The sequence below is a fragment of the Brevibacterium sp. HMSC08F02 genome (genome assembly GCF_001807555.1).
Lineage (GTDB): Bacteria > Actinomycetota > Actinomycetes > Actinomycetales > Brevibacteriaceae > Brevibacterium > Brevibacterium ravenspurgense.
The window spans coordinates 119563-142071 of record NZ_KV789366.1 but is presented as its reverse complement, the minus strand read 5'-3'; the positions used below and the strand labels follow the sequence as shown (position 1 = coordinate 142071).

Genomic DNA, 22509 nt, shown 5'->3' with positions numbered 1-22509 from the left:
CCCGACATTTATCAGACACGCCCTAGCCGCGCTGGGCTCTGTTCGGTTTCAGCTTTTGGGCTTACGAGGCGCCGCCCGCCTTCTGCTCTCAGGCTGACGCGTCGCTGCGCTTGGGGATGTCGGGGTCGAGCTCGATCTTCTTGTCGCTCGTGGCGTAGTCGATGCGCATCGTCATGCCGAGGGCTTTGATGGGGTTGAACAGCGTCTTGAACGACGGGTTGCCTTCTGCGCTCAGGGACTTGTAGAGCTACTCGCGCTCCAGGCCGATTTCCTTGGCAAGCTTTGCCATGCCCTTGGAGCGAGCGATGTCGCCCAGAGCTGACTTGAGGAAATCAGGGTCTTGATCCTCCAGCACAGCCTTAAGACAGTAGGCCACCTGCTCCTTCGTCTGCAGGCGTTCAGCGATGTCAAAAGGTCGCATCTTGACCTTGTTGTCAGCCATTTTGCCCCACATACCTGTATCTCAAGGACACAGAAGCCCGAGGGTTTGTGGACGGTTACTGGGACTTCACGAAGGCGTGAATGTTGTTTTCGGCGGCTGTGCTGAAACCGCAGGCTCGGTAGAAAGACTGCTGGCGTTCTTCGTCATCAGTGATGAGAACGAATTGGCGAACATGAGAAAACGCGTCCGCTGCTTCTGCCATGAGCGCCTTGCCTACCCCTGTTCGCTGCTCCTCGGGGTGAACGAGGATGTCCTGCAGGTAGGCGATTGTGTGGCCATCGGTGAGAATGCGAATGAGGCCGATGAGAGATTCTCCGCACCACGCTGACCTCAGCCACTGAGACCCGGCGACCGACGCCGCGAGCGCCTCGGGATCCCTTGTGTAGGCCAACCAGCCGACAGAGTCATAGAGGTCGACGAGCTGCTGAAGGCTTGGGATGAGATCGGTAATTCGCAACTCCGGTGTCATGTGACGAACTCTAGTGCTTGCGCTGACTCTTCACTGTGCGTTTGCCTACATTTGTTTGAACTATTCAAAAGAGCGACTAGGCCGAAAGTGATGAACATTGCAGATCCATCAGCGGCCCTGAATGCGCACGAGGACCCTCGTGCGGCACTCAAGGCTGTGGGTCTGCGTGTCACGTCGCCGCGCGTTGCAGCGCTGGAAGCGCTCAGCGGGCACGGTCACTTCAGCGTCGAACGATTGCTCGACGACGTCCGAAAGACCCTGCCCACGGTGAGCTTCCAAACTCTGTACGGCGTGCTCGAAGCACTGAAGAGTGCAGGGCTTGTGCGCAAGATCGAAGTGGGAGGACACCCTGCGCTCTTCGAACTCGACCACGGCGACAACCATCACCACACTGTGTGCCGCAGATGCGGCGCAGTGGAAGACACTCCGTGTGCCACGCAGGCCCCGCCGTGCATTCACCCGCCGGCAGGGTTCGCAGCGGAGGTCACGGAAGTGACCTTCTACGGCCTGTGTGCCGAATGCTCGCAAGTTTCCGAATCCACAATCGCCCCTTGAAAGGAATCAGCACATGACTGACACCGGTTGACCACCCAATCAGGTGCGCCTGTCCAGAACAACGAGCACTCGCTCACGATGGGCCCGGACGGCACCACTGCCCTCCACGACCACTACCTGCTGGAGAAGCTCGCATCGTTCAACCGCGAGCGCGTTCCGGAGCGCAACCCGCACGCTAAGGGTGGCGGCGCATTCGGCGAATTCGAAGTCACCGAAGACGTGTCGAAGTACACCTCGGCAGCCGTCTTCCAGCCCGGCACCAAGTCCGAGACGCTCATCCGCTTCTCGACCGTTGCCGGTGAGCAGGGCTCGCCTGATACGTGGCGCGACGTCCGCGGCTTCTCGCTGCGCTTCTACACGACCGAGGGCAACCTCGACATCGTCGGCAACAACACGCCCACGTTCTTCATCCGCGACGGCATCAAGTTCCCCGACTTCATCCACTCGCAGAAGCGCCTGGGCGACTCCGGCCTGCGCGATGCGGACATGCAGTGGGATTTCTGGACGCTCTCGCCTGAGTCCAGCCACCAGGTCACCTACCTCATGGGCGACCGCGGTCTGCCGCGCACGTGGCGCAACATGAACGGCTACGGATCGCACACCTACCAGTGGATCAACGAAGCCGGCGAGCGCTTCTGGGTCAAGTACCACTTCCTGACCCAGCAGGGCGAAGAGAACATGACGGCTGAAGAAGCCGAGAAGCTGGCAGGCTCGGACGCCGAGTACCACCGCCGCGACCTCTTCAACTCGATCAAGGACGGCAACTTCCCCAAGTGGGACATGTACGTCCAGATCATGCCGTACGAAGAGGCCAAGACCTACCGCCTCAACCCCTTCGACCTCACCAAGACGTGGCCGAAGGCCGACTACCCGCGCATCAAGGTCGGCACGCTGACCCTGAACCGCAACCCGCAGAACTTCTTCCAGGAGATTGAGCAGGCTGCGTTCACGCCGGGCAACCAGGTTCCGGGCACCGGAATCTCGCCGGACAAGATGCTCATGGCCCGCGTGTTCTCCTACCCGGATGCACAGCGCAACCGCGTCGGCACCAACTACAACCAGCTGCCGGTTAACCAGCCGCGTGCCACCGAGGCCAAGAACTACATGCACGAAGGCCACATGAACTACGCGATCACGCCTGCTGAGCACCGCGTGTACTCGCCGCACTCCTACGGCACCGAAGGTGGCCCAGTGGCTGACGAGTCGGTCAAGGAAGCAAGCTGGGAGAACGACGGCTCGCTCGTCCGCGCTGCAGCAACCCTGCGCAAGGACGACGATGACTTCGGCCAGGCAGGCATCCTCTACCGCGACGTCTTCACCGACGAGCAGAAGGACCGCTTCAAGGAGACGCTGTGCGGACAGTGCATGGCCATCACCGTCGACCGCATCCGCGAACAGTTCTTCGAGTACTGGACCAACGTGGACGCCGACCTCGGCGTTCACCTGCGCGAGTGCTACAAGAGCTGCTCCAGCAAGAACGCTGCAACGGACGCACACGAAGACGCCTGATCAGCACCGCTGACACAGCCGCACTGAGCTCAGATCTGAAAGTCCAGAGCTGAGAAGCAGACAGCGCCCGGGTACCGCAAGGAGCCCGGGCGCTGCTGTTTTGACGTCGGCCTCAGGAGACGTGTCCGCCTGAACACATGTTGTGCGCGTACGTACCCGTACAGACTGTGTTTAGGCGAACATCTTTGCGGAAGAGCTTCGCAGCCACGCGCGCCTGACGGCCGGCCACACAGCTTCTGCCCACACGGTGTACCCGTGATCGTTGGGGTGGAATACATCCGATTCCATTGTGAAGAACTGCCGCGGAATCCCAAGGGTGCTGCGCGACCACAGCGATGCTGTTGCTGCGTGCAGTTCGGCAAGCTCAAGATCGTTTTCAGCGGCCAGACGGCGGATGAGGGCATTTGCCGCACGGCACTTGCGCTCAAATACGGGCAGGCCGAAGCTCGGCACGGTTGACACGACGGTCCCTGCCGGAAGTGCGGGGTATAGGCGCTCAGCAGTCCACGCGAAGCCCTCGTCAGTGAAGGCGCGGTCGGCAATGTCGTTGCCGCCGATGACGCACATCGTGACATCGGCCTGGGTGAACATGCGCCCTGCTTTGAGTTCCGGAAGCTGCTCTTCCATCAGAAGCCACGAAGAGTCTCCCGGCTGGGCGATATTGCACACCAGCACGGGTGCGCCGGCCTCAGATGCCAAACGCCTCAGCACGATGCCCACATAGCCGCGGTCAGCACTGGAAGCGCCCACCCCGCTGGCTGCGGAATCACCCAGAACATTGACCCTGAGGGGGCGCGCGTCACCGGCCCAACCTGACACCGGCCCAACTGAGCCGTCGGGGAAGAAGGCAAGCTCCGCCTCGTGAAAGTGCTTCCACCATCCGCGGCGGGTGCGGGCCTGCACCCCGTTCATCCACGCGGAACTCGACAGCCAGCCGGCTGTCGCGCCGGCCGCCACACCCGCGGCCACCAGGGCGGCCCGGCCCCAGAGGGGCAGGCCTTGCGAACTCAGCGAACTCAGACGGGGCGGCGCGTTCACACTCGGGCGCCTTCAGCCCTGCGCTCGGCGTCGGTTTCGATCGAGTAGGTGCCCTCGCGCTTCTTGAACCAGCGGATGACCACCTGCGTGACGGGCAGGAACAGCACTTCGACCGCGACCTTGTACACAAAGCCGAACAGCACGTACTTGATGAACTCACCGCCGGGAATCACACCGGCAAAGGCCACGGTGCAGAAGATGACGGTGTCAGCTGCTTCGCCCACACCCGTCGAACCCAGCAGGCGAACCCACAGGGCGCGCTCGCCCATGCGACGTTTGATCCGCACAAGAACGAAGGCGTTGAGCATCTGGCCTACGGCATAGCCGGCAAGCGATGCCGCGACGATCCGCGGATAGAAGCCCAACACCGCGGCGAAAGCCTCTTGGCCGTCATAGCCGGGGCCGGGCGGGGCGATGATGACCAGCAGGAAGATGAGTGAGGCCCCCAGCTGCGACACAAAGCCCATGATGACGGCCTTGCGGGCGGCTGCGAAGCCGTACACCTCGGAAATGACGTCGCCCATGATGTACACGAACGGGAATAGGAAGGCGCCGCCGTCGGCCACAATCCAATAGTTGTCGGTGCTTTCGCCCATGGGGAAGAACGCGATGACCTTCGTGGCTGAAATGTTCGACACGAGCAGAGCCACGCAGAAGAACGCCAGAACGACCGCGTAGTAGCGGCCGCGGGAAGACGCGAAGGCAACCAGTCGCGCACCCGCTTTTTGGGCTGACTGTGCGGAAGCCGGACGGGATTCGTGGGGCTCTTGTCTTCCGGAACTCGGGGTGTCAGCGTTCAACGTCGATTTCCTCTCCGCCGGTCAGGCGCAGCAGTTCCGCGTAGGTCAGCGGGAACATCGAATCCGCGGTGCCGGCGGCCGCCCACAGCATGGGATAGGCCGCGAGTGCTCGGTCGATGAACGTGCGAATCGGCTTGGTGTGGCCTGCTGGGGCAACCCCGCCGATCACCTGCCCGGTGGCTTCCTTCACCACGTCCGCGTTGGCCCGGCTGATCTTCCCGCCGGTCTGCTCTTCGACAAAACCCGTGTCCACGCGGTGCGCGCCGGAGGTCATGATGAGCACCGGTTCGCCGTCAAGCCGGAAGATCAGGCTGTTGGCAATCGCACCTGTCTCAATGCCCAGGTGGGCGGCAGCATCGGCAGCCGTGGGCAGGTGTTCGGTGAAGATCGTGATCTCCCCGGTGATGCCGGCTTTGTCGAGGTCAGCCTGGACTCGCTGATTGCGTTCGTGCACGGTTCAGGCCTCCCGAGGTGCTTCCGGGCGGGTTTCGGCAGGTGCCTGGGCAGGGGAGCCGGCGGGTGCCGAGGTGTCGGCTGGGGAGCCGGCGGCTGCCGAGGTGTCGGCGGGGGAGCCGACCGGCACCTCGGCCTGGGTCTGTTCTCGGGTTGGCAGACCGCGGCGGCGCAGCAGCGGATCGACGGTGGGCTGTTCGCCGAAGAACTGGGTGATGGCCTGTTCCGGGTCAACCGAGAAGCCCGGCGCCAGAATGGAGCGGCGGAACGCCTGACCGGACTCGGCCTTCAGGCCGCCCTGCTGGTCAAACCACTCGGATACGTAGGCGGCCAGCTGCTCCGACCACAGGTACGAGTAGTAACCGGCCGCATAGCCGAAGCTGAAGGCATGCATGAAGTACGGCGAACGGTAGCGCGGCTGCACGGACGGCGAGAACCCGGCGGCAGACAGCACCTCGGATTCGAAGTCGAGCACCGCCTCGATCTGTTCGCCTGGCTCCAGACCGTGCCACGAAAGGTCCAGAAGAGCAGCAGCCAGGTATTCGATCGTGCCGAAGCCCTGCCCGAACTTCTGCGCCTGCTTGATCTGCTCGACCAGGTTTTCCGGCAGCGGTTCGCCCGTTGTGATGTGGCGGGCGTAGTTCGGCAGAACATCCGGGTGGAGCATCCACATTTCGTTCAGCTGCGACGGGAACTCGACATAGTCCCGGGGGACCGAGGTGCCTGCCCGGCTGGGGTAGGTGGAATCGGCAAACAGTCCGTGCCACACGTGGCCGAACTCGTGGAAGAGCGTGTTGACGTCGTCCAGGCTCAGCAGGGCCGGTTCGCCGGGTGCAGGGCGGGGCACATTCATCGTCATGGTGATGATGGGCTGTTCACCCGTCAGGCGTGCTCCGGTCACGAGTTCCGCCATCCACGCCCCACCGCGCTTGCTGGGGCGCGTGTACGGGTCGATGCAGACCAGGCCCAAGACTTTGGCGCCCTCGGAGATCTCCCACACCGTGACGGTTTCATCCCACAGGCGGCCTGCGAAACGGTCGGTGACGTTTTCAAAGCTCAATCCGTACAGCACGCTCGCGGCGTAGAAAACACCGTCGTGCAGCACCCGGTTGAACTCGAAGTACTTGCTGATCTCGCTGTGGTCGATGCCGTACAGCTGCGAACCTACGCGGCGCAGCCAGAACGGGATGTCTTCCGCGGCAAGCCTCTGCGGCTGCGCGGTCTTCTCAATCGTTGCGAGTTCACGCTGCAGCTGCTGATTGGCCGGTTCCAGCAGCGAAATGAGCAGACTCGAAGCCTGTTCCGGGCTGCCGGCCTGCTGCGGTTCAATCGCGTACTCGCTGAACGAGCTGTAGCCCAGCACACCGGCCAGAGCGGCGCGCAGCGCCGTGATGTCTGCAACCAGACCTCGGGTGTCACCCTCACCGCCGCGACTGCAGCGATCAGCGGACGCAGCAAACAGCGCCGAGCGGGTCTCCGGATCGGTGAGTGATTCAGCCGGCGGCTGCACCGTCGTCGACTCCAAAGGCAGCACCCAACCGTCAACACCGTGTTCCTGCGCCTGCGCAGCGGCGGCGGCCAGCTGAGCCTCAGTCAGCCCGTCAGGTGAGTACGGGCCGCCGCGTTCAATCACAAAAGCCGAAGCGTTGGTTTCAGCCAGGACGGTGTTCGCAAAGCGGTTCTCCAAACGGGTCAGTTCCGCTGACACCGCTTCGACGCGCTGCTTGCCGTCATCGTCCAGGCGGGCGCCGGCGCGAATGAAATCAGCCAGGAGGAGCTGCAGGTGACGACGGTCTTCCGGCAGAAGGGAAGCGTCGTTGATCGCCTCAAGCCTGTTGAACAGGGCGGAGTTGAGCTCAACGCCGAGGAAAGCCGAGGACAGTTCCGCATCGATTTCCGCAAGCGCGTCGCTGTTGTCGTCCGTGTGGGCTGAACCCTGCAAGACACCGGCCACTGCGGACATGCGGCGCAGCGGCTCCATCGCCTTTTCCAGGGCGACGACAGTGTTGTAGAAGTCAGCGGGTGATTCGTCCGAGGCGATCGCCTCGAGATCCTGCTGGAACTGAGTGAGAACAGCTGCGAGTGTGCTGCGGAGCTCCTCGGCGGACAGGTGGAAGTCCGGCAGCGTCAGCGATGCCGGGTGGGTTATCCAGGCGAGCAGCGAATCCGCGGGGGCTGCGCCGTCGGTGTGTTCGGGGATGGTGGACACGTGCTTCTCCTCTTACAGGCTCGGGCGTCAGACTGTACTTGCCGACGATGTCAGCCGAGCGCTGAGTATCGTGAACTTCGTGAGCAGCTTCGACGGATATCCGCGCGGGCACCGGCAGACGAAGAAGATCGAAATCGGTCTGCTCGTCGCGGGCCTGGCAACCTTCGTGCTGCTTTACAACACGCAAGCTATTTTGCCCTATTTCACGCGGGACCTGCGGATCTCCCCGTCACAGTCAGCCCTTTCGGTGTCCGTTGCAACGGCGGGTCTTGCGGTTGGGCTCATTGCGGCAGCCCCCGTTTCCGAGCGGATCGGCAGGGTCGCACTCATCCGCTTCTCCCTGCTGTCGGCAAGTGCGTTGGGCCTGGTGAGCGCCTTTATCGTCGACTGGCCGACCTTCCTCATTCTGCGCTTTGCCATGGGTGTTCTGTTGGCCGGGCTGCCAGCCACCGCAGCGGTGTATTTGAAAGAGGAAATCCACCCGGACTACGCGACGGCTGCCACGGGGATCTACATCTTCGGCACAACGCTCGGCGGTCTGAGCGCTCGCCTCATCACGTCCGGTGTTGTCAGCCTGCACGAACGGCTGGATCTGGGTGCGCCCCTAGGGCTGGACGCGGCTCACTTCGCTCTGTTTGTGTCAGCACTTGCTGCCTCTGCGTGTGCTGTGGGTGCGTGGCTGCTGCTGCCGCAGTCGCGCGGCACGGCTGGCCAACCGCTACTCAATGCGGGCGGTGATTGTCTTCGGTCCTCTGACTGCGCTGGTCGGTGTTGGACTGCTCGCGGCCTCGCCTTTGGCGGTCATTGTGTTTGGTCTGCTGGTGCTCGCCTCGGGGTTCTTCATCACCCACTCGATCGCGTCTGCTTGGGTCCCCTCCCGAGGTGCCGCCCGCCTCGGTCTGCCCGCTCAGGCCGCGAGCATGTACATGCTGTTCTACTACATGGGGTCATCAGCAGCGGGGAACCTCACGCCGCTTGCCTGGCAGGATTTCGGATGGTGGGGTGTCACCGCGATGACTGGTGCGTTCATGGGTGTGAGCCTGCTGATTGCGATTGGTTTGGCGAAGTCGGAAACGGCCTGAAAACTGCGGCCCGTGGGGCCTAGACTGATCGAGTGAGTGCAATCACGATCAACGGCCGGAACGCGAACCCGTTTGTCATCGGGTTCCTCGGCATGCTCGGAGCAGGACTGGCCTACGGGCTCTTTCATCTGGTCGACGACCTCGCCGGTGTCATCGTCTGCATTGCCTGCGCGCTGTTCCTCGCACTCGGTCTTGAACCGGTCATCCGCTTCCTCAACAACCGGGGAATCAAACGCGGATGGGCTGTCACCATCACGTCGCTGGCCGTCGTCATCGTCGCAGCCGGCGTTCTGCTGCTCGTCGTCCCGCCCGTGGTGCGGCAGGTGCAGCAGTTCATCGGCGACATCCCGCGGATCATCGACGACATTATTCATGAGCCGTGGTTTGCGAAGCTCGAAGACAACCTGCCGTTCGGCATCGACCTCAACGAAAGCCTTGAGAACGCCGGCGCCTGGGCCTCGAATCCTGCGAACCTCGCCAGCATCGGCGGTGGTGTTCTGACGCTCGGTGCGGGAGTCATGACGTTCACCACGAACGTCATCATCGTCATCATCCTCACCCTGTACTTCGCGGCGGGACTGCCCCGCATCAAATCGGCGTTCTACCGGCTCATGCCGGCACGCAAACGTGATGACGTTGAGGACGTCACGGAGGAGATCACCGGTTCGGTTGGCCGCTACATCCTGGGCCAGAGCGCGCTCGCGGCCACCAACGGAGTGCTGTCGGCCGCGTTCCTCACCATCATCGGGGCTCCGCTGCCTGCCCTTTTGGCGTTCATCGCCTTCCTCGGTTCGCTCATTCCACTGGTCGGGACGATCTCGGCATCATGCGTCATTGTGGTGTCGTGCCTGATGAGCTCACCCACCCTGGCGCTCATCGCCGCGATCTACTACCTGGTGTACATGCAGATTGAGGCCTACGTCTTCAACCCGCGCATCATGAAGGCTGTGACCGACGTTCCCGGGCCGATCGTGATCATCGCCGCGATTGCCGGAGCGACGCTCGGTGGAGTGCTCGGGGCTATTGCATCGATTCCTGTCGCAGCGTCACTGCTCATCATCTACCGCAGGGTCGTCGTCCCACGCCAAGACGCGAAGCACTAGCGGAAGCCCTCTGAGCACGGGTGGCCGCAACGCGAGAGGTGTCAGTGCTGAACCTCAGCACTGACACTTCGGAAATCAGTCGTCGACCGTGCACATGCCGTATTTCGGTTCGACGTTGAACAGCCCGTAGTGGTCGATGGCCGATTCGCTGCTCTTGCAGGCGTATGACCAGTACAGGTATTCCTCGTGGAGACCTTCCGTGGGGTGCCCGGGCAGGTAAAGGTCGAAGTCTGTGCCCTTTTCAAAGCCGTACGGCTCAGCGTATTCGATCGTACGACCGTCCCTTTCGGTCTTTTCGCCCGTCGGGGTGGTCGTCTTCAGGTCTTTGAGTTTGAGCTTGTACGTGTATTCGTCAACCCGTTTGGCGACTTCGAAGCGACCGTTGAATTCAGCGGTGTGCTCGCCGCGGACGTTGGCATCTATGTATGAGCCGGTGAACTTGCCGTCCTTTTCCATCGTGATGCTTGTGTTCCACGCGCCAGCACCAGACGAGAATACGAACATCTTGCCCTCGAGTTCGGCAAGGGCTTTCTTTCCGCCAGAGCCTTCGGGGTAGATTTCGCGTGAGTAGGCGTAGAGCTCCAGCGGCTCGTCTGCCTTGAACAGTTCGGCATCGACCATTTTCCGGCTCTGCTTGCCGTCAAACGGGTTGCCGGCTTTTTCGCTCGCGTTGAACTTGGCTTCCAGAGGGGCTGTCGCCTTCACATCGGCGCTTCCGGCGTAGGTGCCGTCAAGGCCGGGAAGCTCAATGAGCTCAGACTCACCTGTTCCGGGCTTGGCCCTTTCCAGTGAGGCATCGAAGTCAGTGTCGATGCCGGTTGTGATCTCTGGGCCGGCGATCCCGAAGACGCTGCTGGTGAGGTTCACATTGACCGCGCCGTGCCCCGAAGCATCGAGGTTGTCCTGATCCGCCGCGGCGATTTCAAATGTCTGCTCGCTCTCTTCGTCAATGGGCGACAGACCCTCGCCGGACAGGTAACGGTACCCGATGGTCCGCTCGAGGCTTGATTTGACGGTCGCATCGGCTTCTGTGTCAACACTGCCGTTGGCCGAAACAGAAAGCTCGTTGACCAGAGTGACAGGGAAGTCATCGACGATGATCGTCACCGGCAGAGCCTGCTTGGTGAAGAGGTCTTTGTTCCAATCGCCCGGGTTCTGCAGCTTGAACTCACTGTCGAGGTTAAGGTCGGCTTTCGTCTCGAAGTCGATTTTGCCGTTTTCGGCGACCCTCATGTTGAGCGACAGGGTCAAAGATCCGGTGGCGTCGAGTTCGTCACCCGAATACGAAAAGATTTCCCCATCGCTCGCGGCCGGTGCCGCGTGTGCCGGTGCCGCGCCAAGCGGGTTCCCCTTGGACGGGCCGTGGTCGTCAAGCGTGTGATTGCCGTCCGGGTCGATGTTGATGTCGAGGTTGATATCGGCCTTTTTGATTGCATCAGTCAGAGCAGCCTGCTCAGTCTCGAGCACCATTCTGCCGTTGTGCTTTTTAACGGAGGTGACTTTGCGCAGGAAGCCGTTTTGAGAGGCTTGGCCTGTTCCTCCGGCGACGATTGCGCCTTCTGCGATCGAGCTGTCATCGTCGATAGTGACGCTGTCCTCGGTGACATCGTGGACGGCGAAGCCGTCTTTGCCACCGGCAATGTGCACGTTGGGCTTGAGCGTGAGTGTGGAGGGTTTCTTTCCGAGGGCGGCGAACATGACCCCGCCTACGACGAGTGCGACCACTGCCACGATCGCGATGATGATGCCTTTGCGCATGACCTTCCATTCCTCTGTGTGGACACGACGATCGCTGCTGAAAATCGCAGTTCAATAGTCAACAGTGACGGCGGCGAAGATTTCTGCGCGATACCCTTCCTCAATTCTATGCCAATTTCGAACCAAATGGCCCAGATCTCCGGATGTGAAACGTTGCCTTCCAAACCACGTGACCGCATGTAACCTGGCTCACATGACTGAGCGATTTCCTGACGCAGTTCTGACAGACCTGCCCGACGACATCCGACAGCGGATCGAAGCAGAAGCCGAAAAGTCCGGTTTCGTTCCCAACGTATTCATCAAACTGGCTCGCCGACCCGCAGAGTTCCGCGCGTTCTTCGCCTACTACGACGCGCTCATGGACAAAGACACCGGCAGCCTGACAAAAGCCGACCGCGAAATGATCGTGACAGCCACCTCGTCAGCCAACGGGTGCCTGTACTGCGTCGTCGCCCACGGGGCGCTGCTGCGCCTGTTCAAGAAAAGCCCGGACATTGCAGACAAAGTGGCCGTCAACTACAAGCATGCCGACCTTGAACCCCGCGAAGAGGCCATGCTCGACTTCGCCATGAAAGTCTGTACCGACCCCGCAGACATCAGTGAAGACGACTTCACCCGTCTGGCCGAGCACGGCTTCGATGACGAAGACGTGTGGGACATCGCCGCCATCACCGGGTTCTTCGGCCTGTCCAACCGCATGGCCACAGTGTCGGGAATGCGGCCAAACCCCGAGTTCTACACGCTCGGCCGGGTGCCGAAAGACGTCTACCAGCAGCTCAACAGCTGACCGAAGCGCACGAGGTGGGGCTCACCTAGCAAGGTGAGCCCCACCTCGTGCGTCTGCTGCGGATTCTGAGACACCTCTTGTCTGCCCGCGGGCAGGTGCGTAGTTTAGGGGAAGGACACCGATGTCCTGCAGCACTGCACCTGAGATCTCAAAGGAGAGAATCATGACGGTCTACGCAGCACCCAATACACCTGACAGCAAGGTGACCTTCAAATCCCGCTACGACAACTGGATCGGCGGGCAGTGGACGCCGCCGAAGGCCGGCCGCTACTTCGAAAACCCCTCCCCGGTCACCGGCAAAGTCTTCTGCGAAGTCGCGCAGTCAGACGCTGACGATGTCGAAGCAGCACTCGACGCGGCACACAAGGCCGCACCCGCGTGGGGCAAAACAAGCCCTGCTGAACGTGCGCTCATCCTCCACCGGATTGCCGACCGGATGGAAGAGAACCTCGAAATGCTCGCCGTTGCCGAAACATGGGACAACGGCAAAGCGATCCGCGAACCGCTGACGGCTGATATTCCGCTTGCCATCGACCACTTCCGCTATTTTGCCGGCGCAATCCGCGCTCAGGAAGGCCGCCTGTCGCAGATTGACGACAACACGGTCGCCTACCACTTCCACGAACCACTTGGCGTGGTCGGCCAGATCATTCCGTGGAACTTCCCGCTGCTCATGGCGGTGTGGAAGCTGGCTCCCGCTCTTGCTGCGGGCAACGCGGTGGTCCTCAAACCGGCCGAGCAGACCCCGGCCTCGATCATGGTGCTCATTGAGCTGATCGGCGACCTGCTGCCCGACGGGGTGGTCAACATCGTCAACGGCTTCGGCGTGGAAACCGGCAAGCCGCTGGCGTCGAACCCGCGCATTGCAAAGATCGCGTTCACCGGTGAAACGACCACCGGCCGGCTCATCATGCAGTACGCATCGCAGAACCTCATTCCCGTCACCCTGGAACTGGGCGGCAAGAGCCCCAACGTGTTCTTCGAAGACGTCATGGCAGCTGATGACACGTTCCGGCAGAAGGCGGCCGAGGGCTTCGCGATGTTCAGCCTCAACCAGGGTGAAGTCTGCACCTGCCCGTCGCGCGCATTCGTGCAGGAGAGCATCTTCGATGACTTCGTCGAGCTCGGCCTTGAGCGCGTCCGCAACACCAAGCAGGGCAACCCGCTGGACACGGACACGCAGATCGGCGCGCAGGCTTCGAGCGACCAGCTTGAGAAGATCAAGTCGTACCTGCAGATCGGCAAGGACGAAGGTGCCGAAGTGCTCATCGGCGGTGAGCAGAACCACCTCGACGGTGACCTCGCCGACGGCTTCTACGTCCAGCCGACGGTCTTCAAGGGCGACAACAGCATGCGGATCTTCCAGGAGGAGATCTTCGGCCCCGTCCTCGCTCTGACATCGTTCACCGACTACGACTCTGTCATCAAGGAAGCGAACAACACGCTCTACGGCCTGGGCGCTGGTGTGTGGTCGCGCAACGGCGGCATCGCGTACCGTGCGGGTCGTGACATTCAGGCCGGCCGCGTGTGGGTGAACAACTACCACAACTACCCGGCGCACGCTGCGTTCGGCGGCTACAAGTCGTCCGGCATCGGCCGTGAGAACCACCTCATGATGCTCGACCACTACCAGCAGACCAAGAACCTGCTGGTCAGCTACGACGAAAACCCCATGGGATTCTTCTGACAATGGCTGACGACATCACCGGAGACCAGGACGGCACCACAGTGACCGCGCAAGTCGAAGCGCGGCCTGAGATCGATGGTGAACAGCGCTCGCGCGTGGGGCTGAGCCCGGCGGCGGTGGAGCTGCTGCAGAAGCTCACACAGCAGCATGGCCAGCTGATGTTCCATCAGTCCGGCGGATGCTGTGACGGGTCTGCTCCCATGTGCTATCCGGAAGGTGAGTTTCTCACCGGAGGGTCGGACGTGCTTTTGGGCACGTTCACTCTGCCCGATGTGCCCGCAGAGTCTGCGGAGATCGGCTTCTGGATGTCAAAGGAGCAGTTCGAGTACTGGAAGCACACCTACCTGCTGGTTGATGCAGTGCCCGGCAGGGGCGGTGGCTTCAGCATCGAAAGCCCCACGGGGCTGCGGTTCCTCATCAGGTCGCGGCTTCTGGACTGACCCCAAAGCACGAGGTGGGGCTCACCTGGGAAGGTGAGCCCCACCTCGTGCTTTGTGTGGAGAAGGTCAGTCGGTGCTGTCCTCGGTGGCCGATTCGCTGGGAGCCGAGGTGCTCTCCGTGGAGGAGGCGGTCGCGTCAGCCGACGGTGATGCCGAGGCGGCGTTGTCCTTCATGGCTTCTTCGGCTGCTTCGCGCTGGTCAGCCGGGATGGCCGACAGGGCGGTCCAGTCGTCCCATTCGTAGGTCCAGTCCGCAGCATCTCCCGAGGCGGGGCTGAGCGAAACGCTAGAGCCCTTGATTTCGACGGGGTCGCCGTAGAGGGCGGAGTTGAAGTACTTCTGCGCGCTGCCCGGTGCGAGGTTGACACAGCCGTGCGACACGTTCGCCGATCCCTGCGAGCCGACCGACCACGGTGCGCCGTGGATGAACTCGCCGTTGTTGTGGATGCGCACAGCGTGCCTGGTGGGGGTTTCGTAGTCCCACTGCTGGCTGCGCATGACGTAGTACTCGTGCTTGGACATCACGATGTGCGTGCCGTTGTGGGTTTCCGTGCGCGAACCGGCACGGCCGAAGGACGCGGGGAAGTCCCACTTGGTTTCGCCGTTTCGCTTGACGACCATGCGGTGGGTCTTGGTGTTGCCCTCAACCACCTGGTTGCGGTCGACCGTGAACTTCAGTTCGACGTCCTTTTCGCCCTTCTGCCTCTTGCCCATGGGGACGTCCTTGAGGTTCATTCGAAGGTCAACGTCGGTGTGCTCGGGCCAGTATTCGCGCGGCCGATAGTGGATGCGCGAAATTCCGTCGACATCGGGCAGCCAAGCCCAGGAGCCTTCGATGTCGCGGTCGTTGCCGTCAGAGTCTTTGAAGGTCAGGCCCAGGCGGCTTTCCACGGTTGCGCGGAACTCCTCCGGCACGGTGCTGCCGAAATTCACGATGATGGGTGCACCGACGCCGACCTTCTGGTTGTCGCCGATGAGGGTGCGGGCGCTGATCTCGGTGCGTTCGAGCTTGTCGGTGTCGACCGTGCCGGTGAGGGTGTGCTCCTTGCCGTCAGCATCGAGTGCCGAAGCGGTCCACGTGTAGGTCGAATCGCCGGCCAGCCGGTAGGAAGACTCCCACGCGGTCTGCTGATCGTCGGAGGTTTCTTCGCCGGTTGAAGCCGAGGGGGCAGAGGATGCGTCAGCCGACGGGTCAGTGGACGCGTCTGCCGAAGAGTCAGCGGAGGGGGTGGCGCTTTCCGAAGCGTCCTCTGAAGATTCGTCTGAATCTTCGGCTGCGTCAGTGGCGCCGTCAGTTGGTTCTTCTGAGGCATCGTCTGAGGGGTCTTTGAACTCGCCCAGGTCGACAAGAGAGCCTTCGGCGTCGTCGTCGATCAGCTGTACGTTTTCGAATGTGCCATCAGTGACTTTGAGCGCGAGCTTCTTTCCAGGCGCGTCCGCGGTCACTTCAACCGTGGGCTTGGGAACCTCTTTTTTGGCGATCGGATTCGTTTCGTCAACAACCGAGCATCCGCTGATGAGCAGAAGAGCTGACGTTGCCGCTGCGGCAGCGGACAAGAGGCGAAAACGCACGCGAGACCCCTTCGGAAAAGCTGGTATAAAGCGCTGTTGAGCAGTGATCGGGCAACGCGCTGATGCTGCCCGAGGTACGGTTTTGAGCTTCCGCGATTCTACCTTTCGCTTTTGGTTGCAATGTTGCATCTTGATTGCGAAAGGGTCACAGGCGATGTGTGCCCACCACCAGCACTGGTCCGCGCCGTGAAGGGAAGTTATAAGAAAGTGATAGACCGCGGTGGGGCGCCTTGAAGACGATAAGGGCCCTCCGCGCACCCAGTAGAGCTTGCTTACCCTTGCTACCTTCCGGTCCTGGGGGAGTTCACAAGATGCTGCCACGCGAAGGGCCTAAACGAGTATAGGCCATGTGGGAACGACAAAGCGAACGCGCAGGGGTGGAGTGGGGGAGTGCGCGCAGTTTTTAGGACCTCTATAGGACAGGCCCTCTTTTCGGGGTGCGGGCAGTGCGGTTTGCGCAGGCTGTGTTCATCTGCGGTTTACGGCTGATTCGTCCTTCTGCACAAACTTCTGTATGCTGTCTTGCGGAGGATTCGCATAGCGGCCTAGTGCGCACGCCTGGAACGCGTGTTGGGTTAATAGCCCTCAGGGGTTCAAATCCCCTATCCTCCGCGCGATGAAGAAGGCCCCTGACCATTCGGTCAGGGGCCTTGTTCTTGTTCTGGTGGAGCGTGTCAGCTCTGATGGTGGGCTGTAGTTCGATTCCGTGGCGCTCTTGTCTGGCTACACTGTTCTCAGCGCCGAATCTGCGATGCGAATGAGGGTAAGCCGTTGAAGACTGCGACCGATGCCGTCCGCTACTCCGTTTCGACCGTTTCGGCGATCCTCCTGACCCTGCTGATCGAAACGGCCTGGATTCTCCTGCTGCGCCCCGACCCGACGGGCAGATCGCTGCAGACTGAGCTCCTCGTTCTCTTCTACCTGCTGTTCTGGAACCTTTTCGTCCTCATCTACGTCACGTGGACGATACGGTGCTACAAGCACCTAAGCGGATCGGCGCTCATCGGACAGGTTCGTCGCGAAGTTCGGATGCAGAGTCGCTGGTGGGCGCGGGCTTTAGGGTTCAGCGGTGCGACGAACTTCGCTGTCACCGCTGCCGCCTTCGCCATCTTCCTGACCGTCGTGCTTGCCCAGACTGAGATGGTGCGCCAGTCGCCGCTTTACCTCGCACTCGGCGTCGTCGCCGTTGCCGCCTCCTGGGTGTTCATGGTTCTCGCCTTCGCCTCCGCCTACACGCACCTCAACGTGCTCGACGTCGAGAGGCGTCACATCGACTTCCACAGCGAACCGCCTGAGGAGTTCGACGACTACCTCACCCTTGCAGTGCTCGTCTCGACAATGGCCGCCGGCGTCTCAGCAGAGATCCGTACGAAGGCTGCCTGGAGGCAGGTGCGCACCAATGTCGTCGTCGCCTTCGGGTTCAACTCGCTCGTGCTCGCGATGATCGTATCGGTCGTCATCTCCGCTTTGACTCGGTGACGCCACCGCCGCCGGAGACACCGGCTGCGGCGGCAGGTGCGATGAGTGCTCGAGCTTGTACCCAGGTGAAGGCGGCGAGCACAAAGAACAGTGCCGCGTCGAGGGCTATGTAGATGACATGCACTGAACTGCCCGCTTCTGCAGTGCCGGCGAGCACGGCTTCGGTGCGCGCATTCAAGAGCGGGCGCACGAGTGCGACCTTGACGATCAGCAGTCCGGCGATCGTCGCCAGCAGTGTCCAGGCCGGGCGGATGTGCCGGGTCGTGACGACGGCTGCAATGAGGATGAGCGCGAGCACGCCTTCGGCGATGTTCATCGCAGTGAACACAAGCCGTCCGATGCCCAGCCCCAGCGGGATCGTGATGCCGGGGGCTTGGAACTTCAGCGGCGCCTCAATGAGGTCGATGGCGATGATGAGGCCCAGCCAGATGGCAGGGATGACAAGCCGGGCAGTTAGAGCGGCAGAACGCATGGCCGTAGTCTACGTCCAGTCGGCGCCGCTGCCGTCAGCTGACCAGCATGCTCAACCGATGATCCCAAAACGGCAGCCGGCTTCCTGGCAGTGCTTGATGATCGTCGGCTGACATGCACTGTGCGATCGGCATGACACCACCCTAGGGGAGGGCCTGGACTCTTCTAGACTCATGGGCATGTCCTTCTCGATCATCGACGTCGGCAACGAGCTGCTCGAACGCGCCGCCGACGAACCGACGAAGCTGGCGACCAAACGGATCCCCTCGGACAATGCCGCAATCGTGCGCATGCTCATCGCGATGCGCGCGGGCGCGCAGCTGTCCGACCACCCCAACCCCGGTGAGGCGGTCATCACAATCCACCGCGGAGCCGCCACCCTGACCGGCGCATCCGGTGAGACGATCGCCCTCGACTCCGGTGAGACCGCGGACATCCCACAGGAGACCCACCGGCTTGATGCTGACCGTGACACGATCGCTGTGCTCACTCTCGTCCACCGCAGCCGCCTGCAGTCCTGAACCATGGCTGGTCAGTAGCTGAACGTCACTTCGAGAGGGCCTCGATGAGTGCGGCGTTGAAGACCTCCAGATCACCGGGGTTGCGAGAGGTGATGAGGTTGCCGTCGACGACGAGTTCGGAGTCCTCCCAGGCTGCCCCAGCGTTCTGCATGTCGACCTTGATCGATTCGTACGAGGTCAGCTTGCGTCCCTTGGCCAGACCAGTCTGGGCAAGGATCCAGGGAGCGTGGCAGATCGCAGCGACAGGCTTGTCGGCTGCGAAGAACGCCTCAACGAGTTTGCTTGCATCTGCATCAAGGCGCAGTGAGTCGGCGTTGAGCGTGCCGCCGGGCAGTACGAGCATGTCGTAGTCATCGGCATTGGCATCCGCGACCGGGACGTCGACGTCGAAGACCTCGGCGTGCTCCCAGTCGCCTTCCATTGCCTGCAGAGTTCCCTCGCTGGGGGACACGATGAATGTCTGGGCGCCGGCTTCGTCAAGCGCCTTACGCGGGCTGGTGAGTTCGATCTGCTCGACGCCGCGCGTGAGCAGGAATGCAACTTTCTTATCGGACAGGGCCATGGTGCTCCTTCCATTGGGTGCGTTCACCACATCTGGCACAACGGCGCAGCCCAGGCGGGTATTCCGCGCCCGAGGCAGTGCCCCGCCTCTGGTGCAGATTCACGCTTTAATGCCGAGTCACGCGTTGTTGCAGCGCATTAACGCGTGAATCTGCATTACCGCGCAAATCTGGCGTGTTTGGCCACAGCCTGGGAAAAGCCTTGGCGTACCGCCGCATCCAGCGACATCGCTTGAAAGCCGACCGCTTGTGCGAAAAGGTGGAAAGTACCAGGTGCCGTATCCTCGGCGCCGCTGACAGCTCAAGGAGAAGACTATGGGTCTCGGAGACGACATCAAGAGCAAGGCTGAAGAACTCAAGGGCCGTGCCAAGGAGGCTGTCGGCGCTGCATCTGACGACAGCGAACTCAAAACCGAAGGCAAGGGCGACCAGGGCAAGGCCAAGGTTGACCAGGTTAAGGGCGACATCAAGGACGTCGCCGACAACTTCAAGAACTGACCGGCTGAACACAGCCGCGGTGTTCATTACCGCCTAGATCACGAGGTGCCGCTCACCTGCGAAGGTGAGCGGCACCTCGTCATTTGGGGCGGGCCGGGATCAGGCCTCGGCGTACCACTCCGCGTTGCCCACAGCGGAACCGCGATCGGCGATGAGCATGCGCACGGGCGAAGCCGCTGCGTCGTCGGATGTGGGCGGGGTCGAGAAGAAATCGAATGAAAGATCGTCCGGGCGCTGGGAACCGTGCAGCACATTTGTGTGTGCCAAATAGTTAACGGCGGGACCGGTGATCAGATATGAGTGTGCGTTGGAAAGTTCGACGATGAGGACATCGGGATTGTGCCCGTGCACAGCATCGACATCCAGATGGGCAATCGGCGTCACGGCCTTGCGCAGGCGACGCAGAGGAATGATCCGCGCCAGGCCGATTTTGATGAAGTAAATGCCAGGCACAACGATCAGCAGCGACGCGAGCGCCGAAATCGTCTTGGCAGGGCCCGAAAGCGGCGAGGTCAGGACCGTGTAGACAAGACCGGCGGAGAAGAAGAAAAAACCGAAGCCGCTGATGAAGTTCCAGCTGGGCTGATTGATTTCAGAGGTGATCCACAGCTGGTCCTCCTGGCGCAGCTGCGGACGCTCCGCGGGATTCGTGGTCACAAGTGCCTTTCTACGGGGCTTCTGTGCAGGTCAGTTTATCGGGGTCTTCTCAGCTGAAGTTCACCTGCTGAGCTTTACAGGCCGGGGGCAGATGCGAAAGTGTGGAAGAGTAGTCGATACGAAAGGAGTCTGAACAATGGGACTCGGAGATAAGTTCAACGACGCCAAGGACAAGTTCAACGACGCGAAGGACACCGTCAACGAACACCAGGACGACATCGACAACGCCAAGGACAAGGTGAACGAAGTCAAGGACAAGTTCAACAAGTGACTTCGTTCGGAACGGTCCGGTAAGTCCGGACCTGTCCGGCAAACCAAAGGGCGACTGCGGTTATCCACCGCAGTCGCCCTTTGGTTTGCCCGTGGCTCAGCCCATGACTGATGCGGCGACAGTTGCCGCGGCCTCTGTCAGTTGTTCTCTGCGCTCGTCGGTGACGTCGCCGGTGAAGACAACCGCGGGCGCTGCGAGCTTCCATCCCAGGCCAGTGGTGATCTGCTCCATTGCCCTTTCAGCGCCGGTCGTGTCGAATCCGCCGCGGATCCAGTACGTGAAGGGGCGGCCCTTGGTGGGTTCGCGCACATCGTCATACACGGTGTCGAAGAAGTGCTTGAGCGCGCCGGAAATGTAGCCGAAGTTCGCGGTGGTGCCCAGCACGTAGGCGTCAGCGGCAAGAACATCGTCAACGGTCGCCTCGAGAGCCTGACGCTCAATGAGTTCAACGCCTTCCAGCTCTGGCATGCATATGCCCGCCCGTGCCGCCTCGGCAAGTGGTGTGACCGTGTCGGTGGGGGAGTGGTGGACCAAGAGTACGGTAGCCATACGGCCACTGTATCGCCGCAAGGAGCCACATGAGCATTATTCGCGACCCGCTGCGCGGGATCGTCCGCCCGGAACCCAGCCACACGGACGAAGAGATCCTCGACGTGCTGTGCTCCCGGCCGGTTCGCGACTGGGCCGTTCTCACTGGAGCCGGGTTCAGCACGGATTCGGGGCTGCCGGACTATCGAGGCCCATCGTCGGTCAATCGTCGTCCCATGACGTTTCAGCAGCTGACCGCATCCCGGGAAAACCACACCCACTACTGGGCGCGATCCTGGATGGGGTGGTCCTTCATGCGTGATGCCCAGCCCAATGAAGCGCATTTGTCGTTGGCTCAGCTTTCCCCGGCGGCACTCCTTACACAGAACGTCGATGGCCTGCACCAAAAGGCAGGTTCGCGGGGAGTTCTCGATCTCCATGGCCGCTTGGATCGCGTTGTGTGCCTGGACTGCCGGGCGATGTACGACCGCGAATGGGTGCAGCAGAGGCTCGATGAGGAAAACGCGGCCTTCCTGCGCGATCACAGGGAAGTCATCGACATGATTGAGATAGCTCCCGATGGCGATGTTCCGCTGAGGGACACCGCCGACTTTCGCATGATCGACTGTCCCGCTTGCGGAGGTCTGCTCAAACCCGATGTGGTGTTCTTCGGCGAAACAGTGCCCAAGGAGCGCTCCCTGGATGCCACTGCCGCGGCCGCAGCGGCGCCGGGCCTAATAGCGGCCGGCACATCCCTGGCTGTGATGTCCGGCCTGCGCTTTGTGCGCCAGGCGGCTAAAGAGGGCAGGCCGGTGGTTATCATCACCGATGGGCCGACCCGGGCAGATGAACTGGCCGACTACCGGTCGCTCAGTCGGGTGGGGGAATTCTTCCGGGCTTGGAAAGACAGAGTGCTTAGGTGATGCGCCGCTTTTGAATGGAGCTTCTGCGTCTTTGGGCGTATCCAAATCCGCACTGTGTGACTAGGCTGGGACACATGACGAATTTCGCCCGTTCCGAGAGGCTCACGCTCGCGGCTCTTCTCCGCGAAGTCGGCCCAGATGCCCCTACTCTCTGTGACGGCTGGAGCACGCGCGATCTTGCCGTCCACATCGTCATCCGCGACCGCTACCCGTCCGCCATGGCGGGCGAAGCGACCGAGACGACCGCCAAAATTCCGTTCCTGAGCAAGCGCTCTGAGCAGCGCCGGCGCGAACTCAGCGAACTCGACTGGAAGCAGCTGGTCGGGATGGTCGCAGAAGGCCCCGGGGTGCTGTCTCCGGTCGGCTGGGGTCCAGGTGAAATCCTTGCGAACACAGTCGAGTTCTACGTGCACGTAGAAGATGTGCGCCGGGCTCGCCGCGGGTGGACCCGCCGCAACATCCTGCCCGAACTCGAACAGCAGCTGTGGTCGGCGCTGCCGACCATGGTGCGCCTTCCCCCGTGGCGGCCGGAAACGGCAGTGAAGTTCATTGCCCCGGGAATTGGGGAGTTCTCGTTCGGCAAGACCGACGTCAAGTCGAAAGTCGTCTCCGGCAAGCCCTCTGAAATTGTGCTCTATGCGCTTGGGCGACAGGAGCAGGCTCAGGTCGAGGTGCGCTCGGAGAAGATCTGAATGGG

25 protein-coding genes, 1 tRNA gene, 1 other RNA gene and 1 pseudogene are annotated in these 22509 nt (G+C 61.8%); 15 read left to right on the top strand and 13 right to left on the bottom strand.

All coding sequences use genetic code 11. From position 1 onward, the window contains the following. Nucleotides 1–247 precede the first annotated feature (247 nt). Together HMPREF3172_RS10605 and HMPREF3172_RS09485 are read right to left on the bottom strand one after the other, a co-directional pair. Entirely contained in the window at nt 248–442 is a 195-nt protein-coding gene (locus HMPREF3172_RS10605; protein WP_197456678.1) for an addiction module antidote protein, read from the bottom strand. Between the two features lie 55 nt (nt 443–497). Next, nucleotides 498–911, bottom strand: a complete 414-nt coding sequence (locus HMPREF3172_RS09485; RefSeq protein ID WP_019174428.1) for a GNAT family N-acetyltransferase — start codon at nt 909–911, stop codon at nt 498–500. Between the two features lie 90 nt (nt 912–1001). Between HMPREF3172_RS09485 and HMPREF3172_RS09480 the strand changes: the two genes are divergently transcribed. Together HMPREF3172_RS09480 and HMPREF3172_RS09475 are read left to right on the top strand one after the other, a co-directional pair. Beyond that, complete coding sequence (locus HMPREF3172_RS09480; RefSeq protein ID WP_062020090.1) at nt 1002–1466, top strand: Fur family transcriptional regulator; 465 nt, start codon at nt 1002–1004, stop codon at nt 1464–1466. 27 nt (nt 1467–1493) lie between these two features. Further along, nucleotides 1494–2975, top strand: a complete 1482-nt coding sequence (locus HMPREF3172_RS09475; protein WP_019174430.1) for a catalase — start codon at nt 1494–1496, stop codon at nt 2973–2975. A gap of 171 nt (nt 2976–3146) precedes the next feature. Here HMPREF3172_RS09475 and HMPREF3172_RS09470 read toward each other — a convergent pair whose 3' ends face one another. Genes HMPREF3172_RS09470 through HMPREF3172_RS09455 form a run of 4 tightly spaced genes read right to left on the bottom strand, consistent with a single transcriptional unit; the run spans nt 3147 to nt 7475 of the window. After that, complete coding sequence (locus HMPREF3172_RS09470) at nt 3147–4013, bottom strand: SGNH/GDSL hydrolase family protein (RefSeq protein WP_070517044.1); 867 nt, start codon at nt 4011–4013, stop codon at nt 3147–3149. Further along, nucleotides 4010–4813, bottom strand: coding sequence for a queuosine precursor transporter (locus HMPREF3172_RS09465; RefSeq protein WP_101672022.1), 804 nt, complete (start codon nt 4811–4813; stop codon nt 4010–4012). The genes HMPREF3172_RS09470 and HMPREF3172_RS09465 overlap by 4 nt, the downstream gene beginning before the upstream one ends. After that, nucleotides 4803–5267, bottom strand: a complete 465-nt coding sequence (locus HMPREF3172_RS09460; RefSeq protein WP_019174433.1) for a YbaK/EbsC family protein — start codon at nt 5265–5267, stop codon at nt 4803–4805. Before HMPREF3172_RS09460 ends, HMPREF3172_RS09465 begins: the two co-directional genes overlap by 11 nt. Before the next feature lie 3 nt (nt 5268–5270). Further along, nucleotides 5271–7475, bottom strand: a complete 2205-nt coding sequence (locus HMPREF3172_RS09455; protein ID WP_070517042.1) for a M3 family metallopeptidase — start codon at nt 7473–7475, stop codon at nt 5271–5273. On the opposite strand from HMPREF3172_RS09455, the pseudogene HMPREF3172_RS10715 reads away from it, so the two are divergent. The 3 genes and pseudogenes from HMPREF3172_RS10715 to HMPREF3172_RS09440 all read left to right on the top strand — a co-directional run. After that, nucleotides 7465–8133 (top strand): annotated as a pseudogene (locus tag HMPREF3172_RS10715) (MFS transporter); the annotation flags it as partial. The gene HMPREF3172_RS09455 and the pseudogene HMPREF3172_RS10715 overlap by 11 nt on opposite strands. 76 nt (nt 8134–8209) lie before the next feature. Further along, nucleotides 8210–8557, top strand: a complete 348-nt coding sequence (locus tag HMPREF3172_RS10710; RefSeq protein WP_256173399.1) for an MFS transporter — start codon at nt 8210–8212, stop codon at nt 8555–8557. Nucleotides 8558–8589: 32 nt separating this feature from the next. Beyond that, complete coding sequence (locus HMPREF3172_RS09440; protein ID WP_070517035.1) at nt 8590–9660, top strand: AI-2E family transporter; 1071 nt, start codon at nt 8590–8592, stop codon at nt 9658–9660. A 75-nt stretch (nt 9661–9735) separates the two neighbouring features. Here the strand turns inward: HMPREF3172_RS09440 and HMPREF3172_RS09435 are convergent, their stop codons facing one another. Then, complete coding sequence (locus tag HMPREF3172_RS09435; RefSeq protein WP_070517033.1) at nt 9736–11418, bottom strand: hypothetical protein; 1683 nt, start codon at nt 11416–11418, stop codon at nt 9736–9738. Between the two features lie 193 nt (nt 11419–11611). Between HMPREF3172_RS09435 and HMPREF3172_RS09430 the strand changes: the two genes are divergently transcribed. From HMPREF3172_RS09430 to HMPREF3172_RS09420, 3 genes are all read left to right on the top strand, one after another. Next, the gene (locus HMPREF3172_RS09430) at nt 11612–12205 is read left to right on the top strand and encodes a peroxidase-related enzyme (RefSeq protein WP_070517031.1); all 594 of its coding nucleotides are present in this window, start codon (nt 11612–11614) and stop codon (nt 12203–12205) included. A gap of 163 nt (nt 12206–12368) precedes the next feature. Further along, nucleotides 12369–13892, top strand: a complete 1524-nt coding sequence (locus HMPREF3172_RS09425) for an acetaldehyde dehydrogenase ExaC (protein ID WP_070517029.1) — start codon at nt 12369–12371, stop codon at nt 13890–13892. A gap of 2 nt (nt 13893–13894) precedes the next feature. After that, complete coding sequence (locus HMPREF3172_RS09420) at nt 13895–14332, top strand: DUF779 domain-containing protein (RefSeq protein ID WP_070428337.1); 438 nt, start codon at nt 13895–13897, stop codon at nt 14330–14332. Between the two features lie 66 nt (nt 14333–14398). Here HMPREF3172_RS09420 and HMPREF3172_RS09415 read toward each other — a convergent pair whose 3' ends face one another. Both HMPREF3172_RS09415 and ffs read right to left on the bottom strand, forming a co-directional pair. Beyond that, nucleotides 14399–15904 (bottom strand): L,D-transpeptidase, encoded by a 1506-nt coding sequence (locus HMPREF3172_RS09415; protein WP_070517027.1) that lies wholly within the window; start codon nt 15902–15904, stop codon nt 14399–14401. 238 nt (nt 15905–16142) lie between these two features. Further along, an RNA gene (ffs, locus tag HMPREF3172_RS09410) (signal recognition particle sRNA small type) lies at nt 16143–16238 on the bottom strand. Between the two features lie 192 nt (nt 16239–16430). Between ffs and HMPREF3172_RS09405 the strand changes: the two genes are divergently transcribed. Both HMPREF3172_RS09405 and HMPREF3172_RS09400 read left to right on the top strand, forming a co-directional pair. Further along, nucleotides 16431–16516: transfer RNA gene (locus HMPREF3172_RS09405), tRNA-Ser, on the top strand. 159 nt (nt 16517–16675) lie between these two features. Continuing rightward, nucleotides 16676–17383, top strand: a complete 708-nt coding sequence (locus HMPREF3172_RS09400) for a DUF1345 domain-containing protein (RefSeq protein WP_070517025.1) — start codon at nt 16676–16678, stop codon at nt 17381–17383. On the opposite strand, the gene HMPREF3172_RS09395 is transcribed toward HMPREF3172_RS09400, so the two are convergent. Continuing rightward, nucleotides 17361–17855 carry a hypothetical protein gene (locus HMPREF3172_RS09395; protein ID WP_070517023.1) on the bottom strand — a complete coding sequence of 165 codons (495 nt, stop codon included), beginning with the start codon at nt 17853–17855 and terminating at the stop codon, nt 17361–17363. The two genes, HMPREF3172_RS09400 and HMPREF3172_RS09395, sit on opposite strands and share 23 nt — an antisense overlap. A 178-nt stretch (nt 17856–18033) precedes the next feature. Between HMPREF3172_RS09395 and HMPREF3172_RS09390 the strand changes: the two genes are divergently transcribed. Further along, nucleotides 18034–18375, top strand: coding sequence for a cupin domain-containing protein (locus HMPREF3172_RS09390; RefSeq protein WP_141741627.1), 342 nt, complete (start codon nt 18034–18036; stop codon nt 18373–18375). A gap of 25 nt (nt 18376–18400) precedes the next feature. Here HMPREF3172_RS09390 and HMPREF3172_RS09385 read toward each other — a convergent pair whose 3' ends face one another. Continuing rightward, nucleotides 18401–18937 carry a type 1 glutamine amidotransferase domain-containing protein gene (locus HMPREF3172_RS09385; protein WP_019174446.1) on the bottom strand — a complete coding sequence of 179 codons (537 nt, stop codon included), beginning with the start codon at nt 18935–18937 and terminating at the stop codon, nt 18401–18403. A 313-nt stretch (nt 18938–19250) separates the two neighbouring features. On the opposite strand from HMPREF3172_RS09385, the gene HMPREF3172_RS09380 reads away from it, so the two are divergent. After that, nucleotides 19251–19433, top strand: a complete 183-nt coding sequence (locus HMPREF3172_RS09380; protein ID WP_062020123.1) for a CsbD family protein — start codon at nt 19251–19253, stop codon at nt 19431–19433. A gap of 99 nt (nt 19434–19532) precedes the next feature. Here HMPREF3172_RS09380 and HMPREF3172_RS09375 read toward each other — a convergent pair whose 3' ends face one another. Continuing rightward, the gene (locus HMPREF3172_RS09375) at nt 19533–20090 is read right to left on the bottom strand and encodes a hypothetical protein (RefSeq protein ID WP_062020124.1); all 558 of its coding nucleotides are present in this window, start codon (nt 20088–20090) and stop codon (nt 19533–19535) included. Between the two features lie 136 nt (nt 20091–20226). Between HMPREF3172_RS09375 and HMPREF3172_RS10705 the strand changes: the two genes are divergently transcribed. Next, nucleotides 20227–20361, top strand: coding sequence for a hypothetical protein (locus tag HMPREF3172_RS10705; RefSeq protein ID WP_256173393.1), 135 nt, complete (start codon nt 20227–20229; stop codon nt 20359–20361). A gap of 96 nt (nt 20362–20457) precedes the next feature. Here HMPREF3172_RS10705 and HMPREF3172_RS09370 read toward each other — a convergent pair whose 3' ends face one another. After that, a complete protein-coding gene (locus HMPREF3172_RS09370) occupies nt 20458–20931 on the bottom strand; it encodes a flavodoxin family protein (protein WP_331711530.1) in 474 nt (157 codons plus the stop codon). Nucleotides 20932–20939: 8 nt separating this feature from the next. Here HMPREF3172_RS09370 and HMPREF3172_RS09365 point away from each other — a divergent pair, with 8 nt between their 5' ends. Together HMPREF3172_RS09365 and HMPREF3172_RS09360 are read left to right on the top strand one after the other, a co-directional pair. Next, nucleotides 20940–21812: a Sir2 family NAD-dependent protein deacetylase gene (locus HMPREF3172_RS09365; RefSeq protein ID WP_070517020.1), complete on the top strand. Its 873-nt coding sequence runs from the start codon at nt 20940–20942 to the stop codon at nt 21810–21812. A 74-nt stretch (nt 21813–21886) separates the two neighbouring features. Continuing rightward, entirely contained in the window at nt 21887–22504 is a 618-nt protein-coding gene (locus HMPREF3172_RS09360; RefSeq protein WP_019174452.1) for a TIGR03085 family metal-binding protein, read from the top strand. Nucleotides 22505–22509 lie beyond the last annotated feature (5 nt).

Excerpts from the sequence above, each read along its gene's own strand:
- HMPREF3172_RS09365 (WP_070517020.1), top strand. The coding sequence starts at position 20,940 with ATGAGCATTATTCGCGACCCGCTGCGCGGGATCGTCCGCCCGGAACCC.
- HMPREF3172_RS09480 (WP_062020090.1), top strand. The coding sequence starts at position 1,002 with ATGAACATTGCAGATCCATCAGCGGCCCTGAATGCGCACGAGGACCCT.
- HMPREF3172_RS09360 (WP_019174452.1), top strand. The coding sequence starts at position 21,887 with ATGACGAATTTCGCCCGTTCCGAGAGGCTCACGCTCGCGGCTCTTCTC.
- HMPREF3172_RS09485 (WP_019174428.1), bottom strand. The coding sequence starts at position 911 with ATGACACCGGAGTTGCGAATTACCGATCTCATCCCAAGCCTTCAGCAG.
- HMPREF3172_RS09385 (WP_019174446.1), bottom strand. The coding sequence starts at position 18,937 with ATGGCCCTGTCCGATAAGAAAGTTGCATTCCTGCTCACGCGCGGCGTC.
- HMPREF3172_RS09380 (WP_062020123.1), top strand. The coding sequence starts at position 19,251 with ATGGGTCTCGGAGACGACATCAAGAGCAAGGCTGAAGAACTCAAGGGC.
- HMPREF3172_RS09425 (WP_070517029.1), top strand. The coding sequence starts at position 12,369 with ATGACGGTCTACGCAGCACCCAATACACCTGACAGCAAGGTGACCTTC.
- HMPREF3172_RS09395 (WP_070517023.1), bottom strand. The coding sequence starts at position 17,855 with ATGCGTTCTGCCGCTCTAACTGCCCGGCTTGTCATCCCTGCCATCTGG.
- HMPREF3172_RS09435 (WP_070517033.1), bottom strand. The coding sequence starts at position 11,418 with ATGCGCAAAGGCATCATCATCGCGATCGTGGCAGTGGTCGCACTCGTC.
- HMPREF3172_RS10705 (WP_256173393.1), top strand. The coding sequence starts at position 20,227 with ATGGGACTCGGAGATAAGTTCAACGACGCCAAGGACAAGTTCAACGAC.
- HMPREF3172_RS10605 (WP_197456678.1), bottom strand. The coding sequence starts at position 442 with ATGGCTGACAACAAGGTCAAGATGCGACCTTTTGACATCGCTGAACGC.
- HMPREF3172_RS09390 (WP_141741627.1), top strand. The coding sequence starts at position 18,034 with ATGTCCTTCTCGATCATCGACGTCGGCAACGAGCTGCTCGAACGCGCC.
- HMPREF3172_RS09430 (WP_070517031.1), top strand. The coding sequence starts at position 11,612 with ATGACTGAGCGATTTCCTGACGCAGTTCTGACAGACCTGCCCGACGAC.
- HMPREF3172_RS09420 (WP_070428337.1), top strand. The coding sequence starts at position 13,895 with ATGGCTGACGACATCACCGGAGACCAGGACGGCACCACAGTGACCGCG.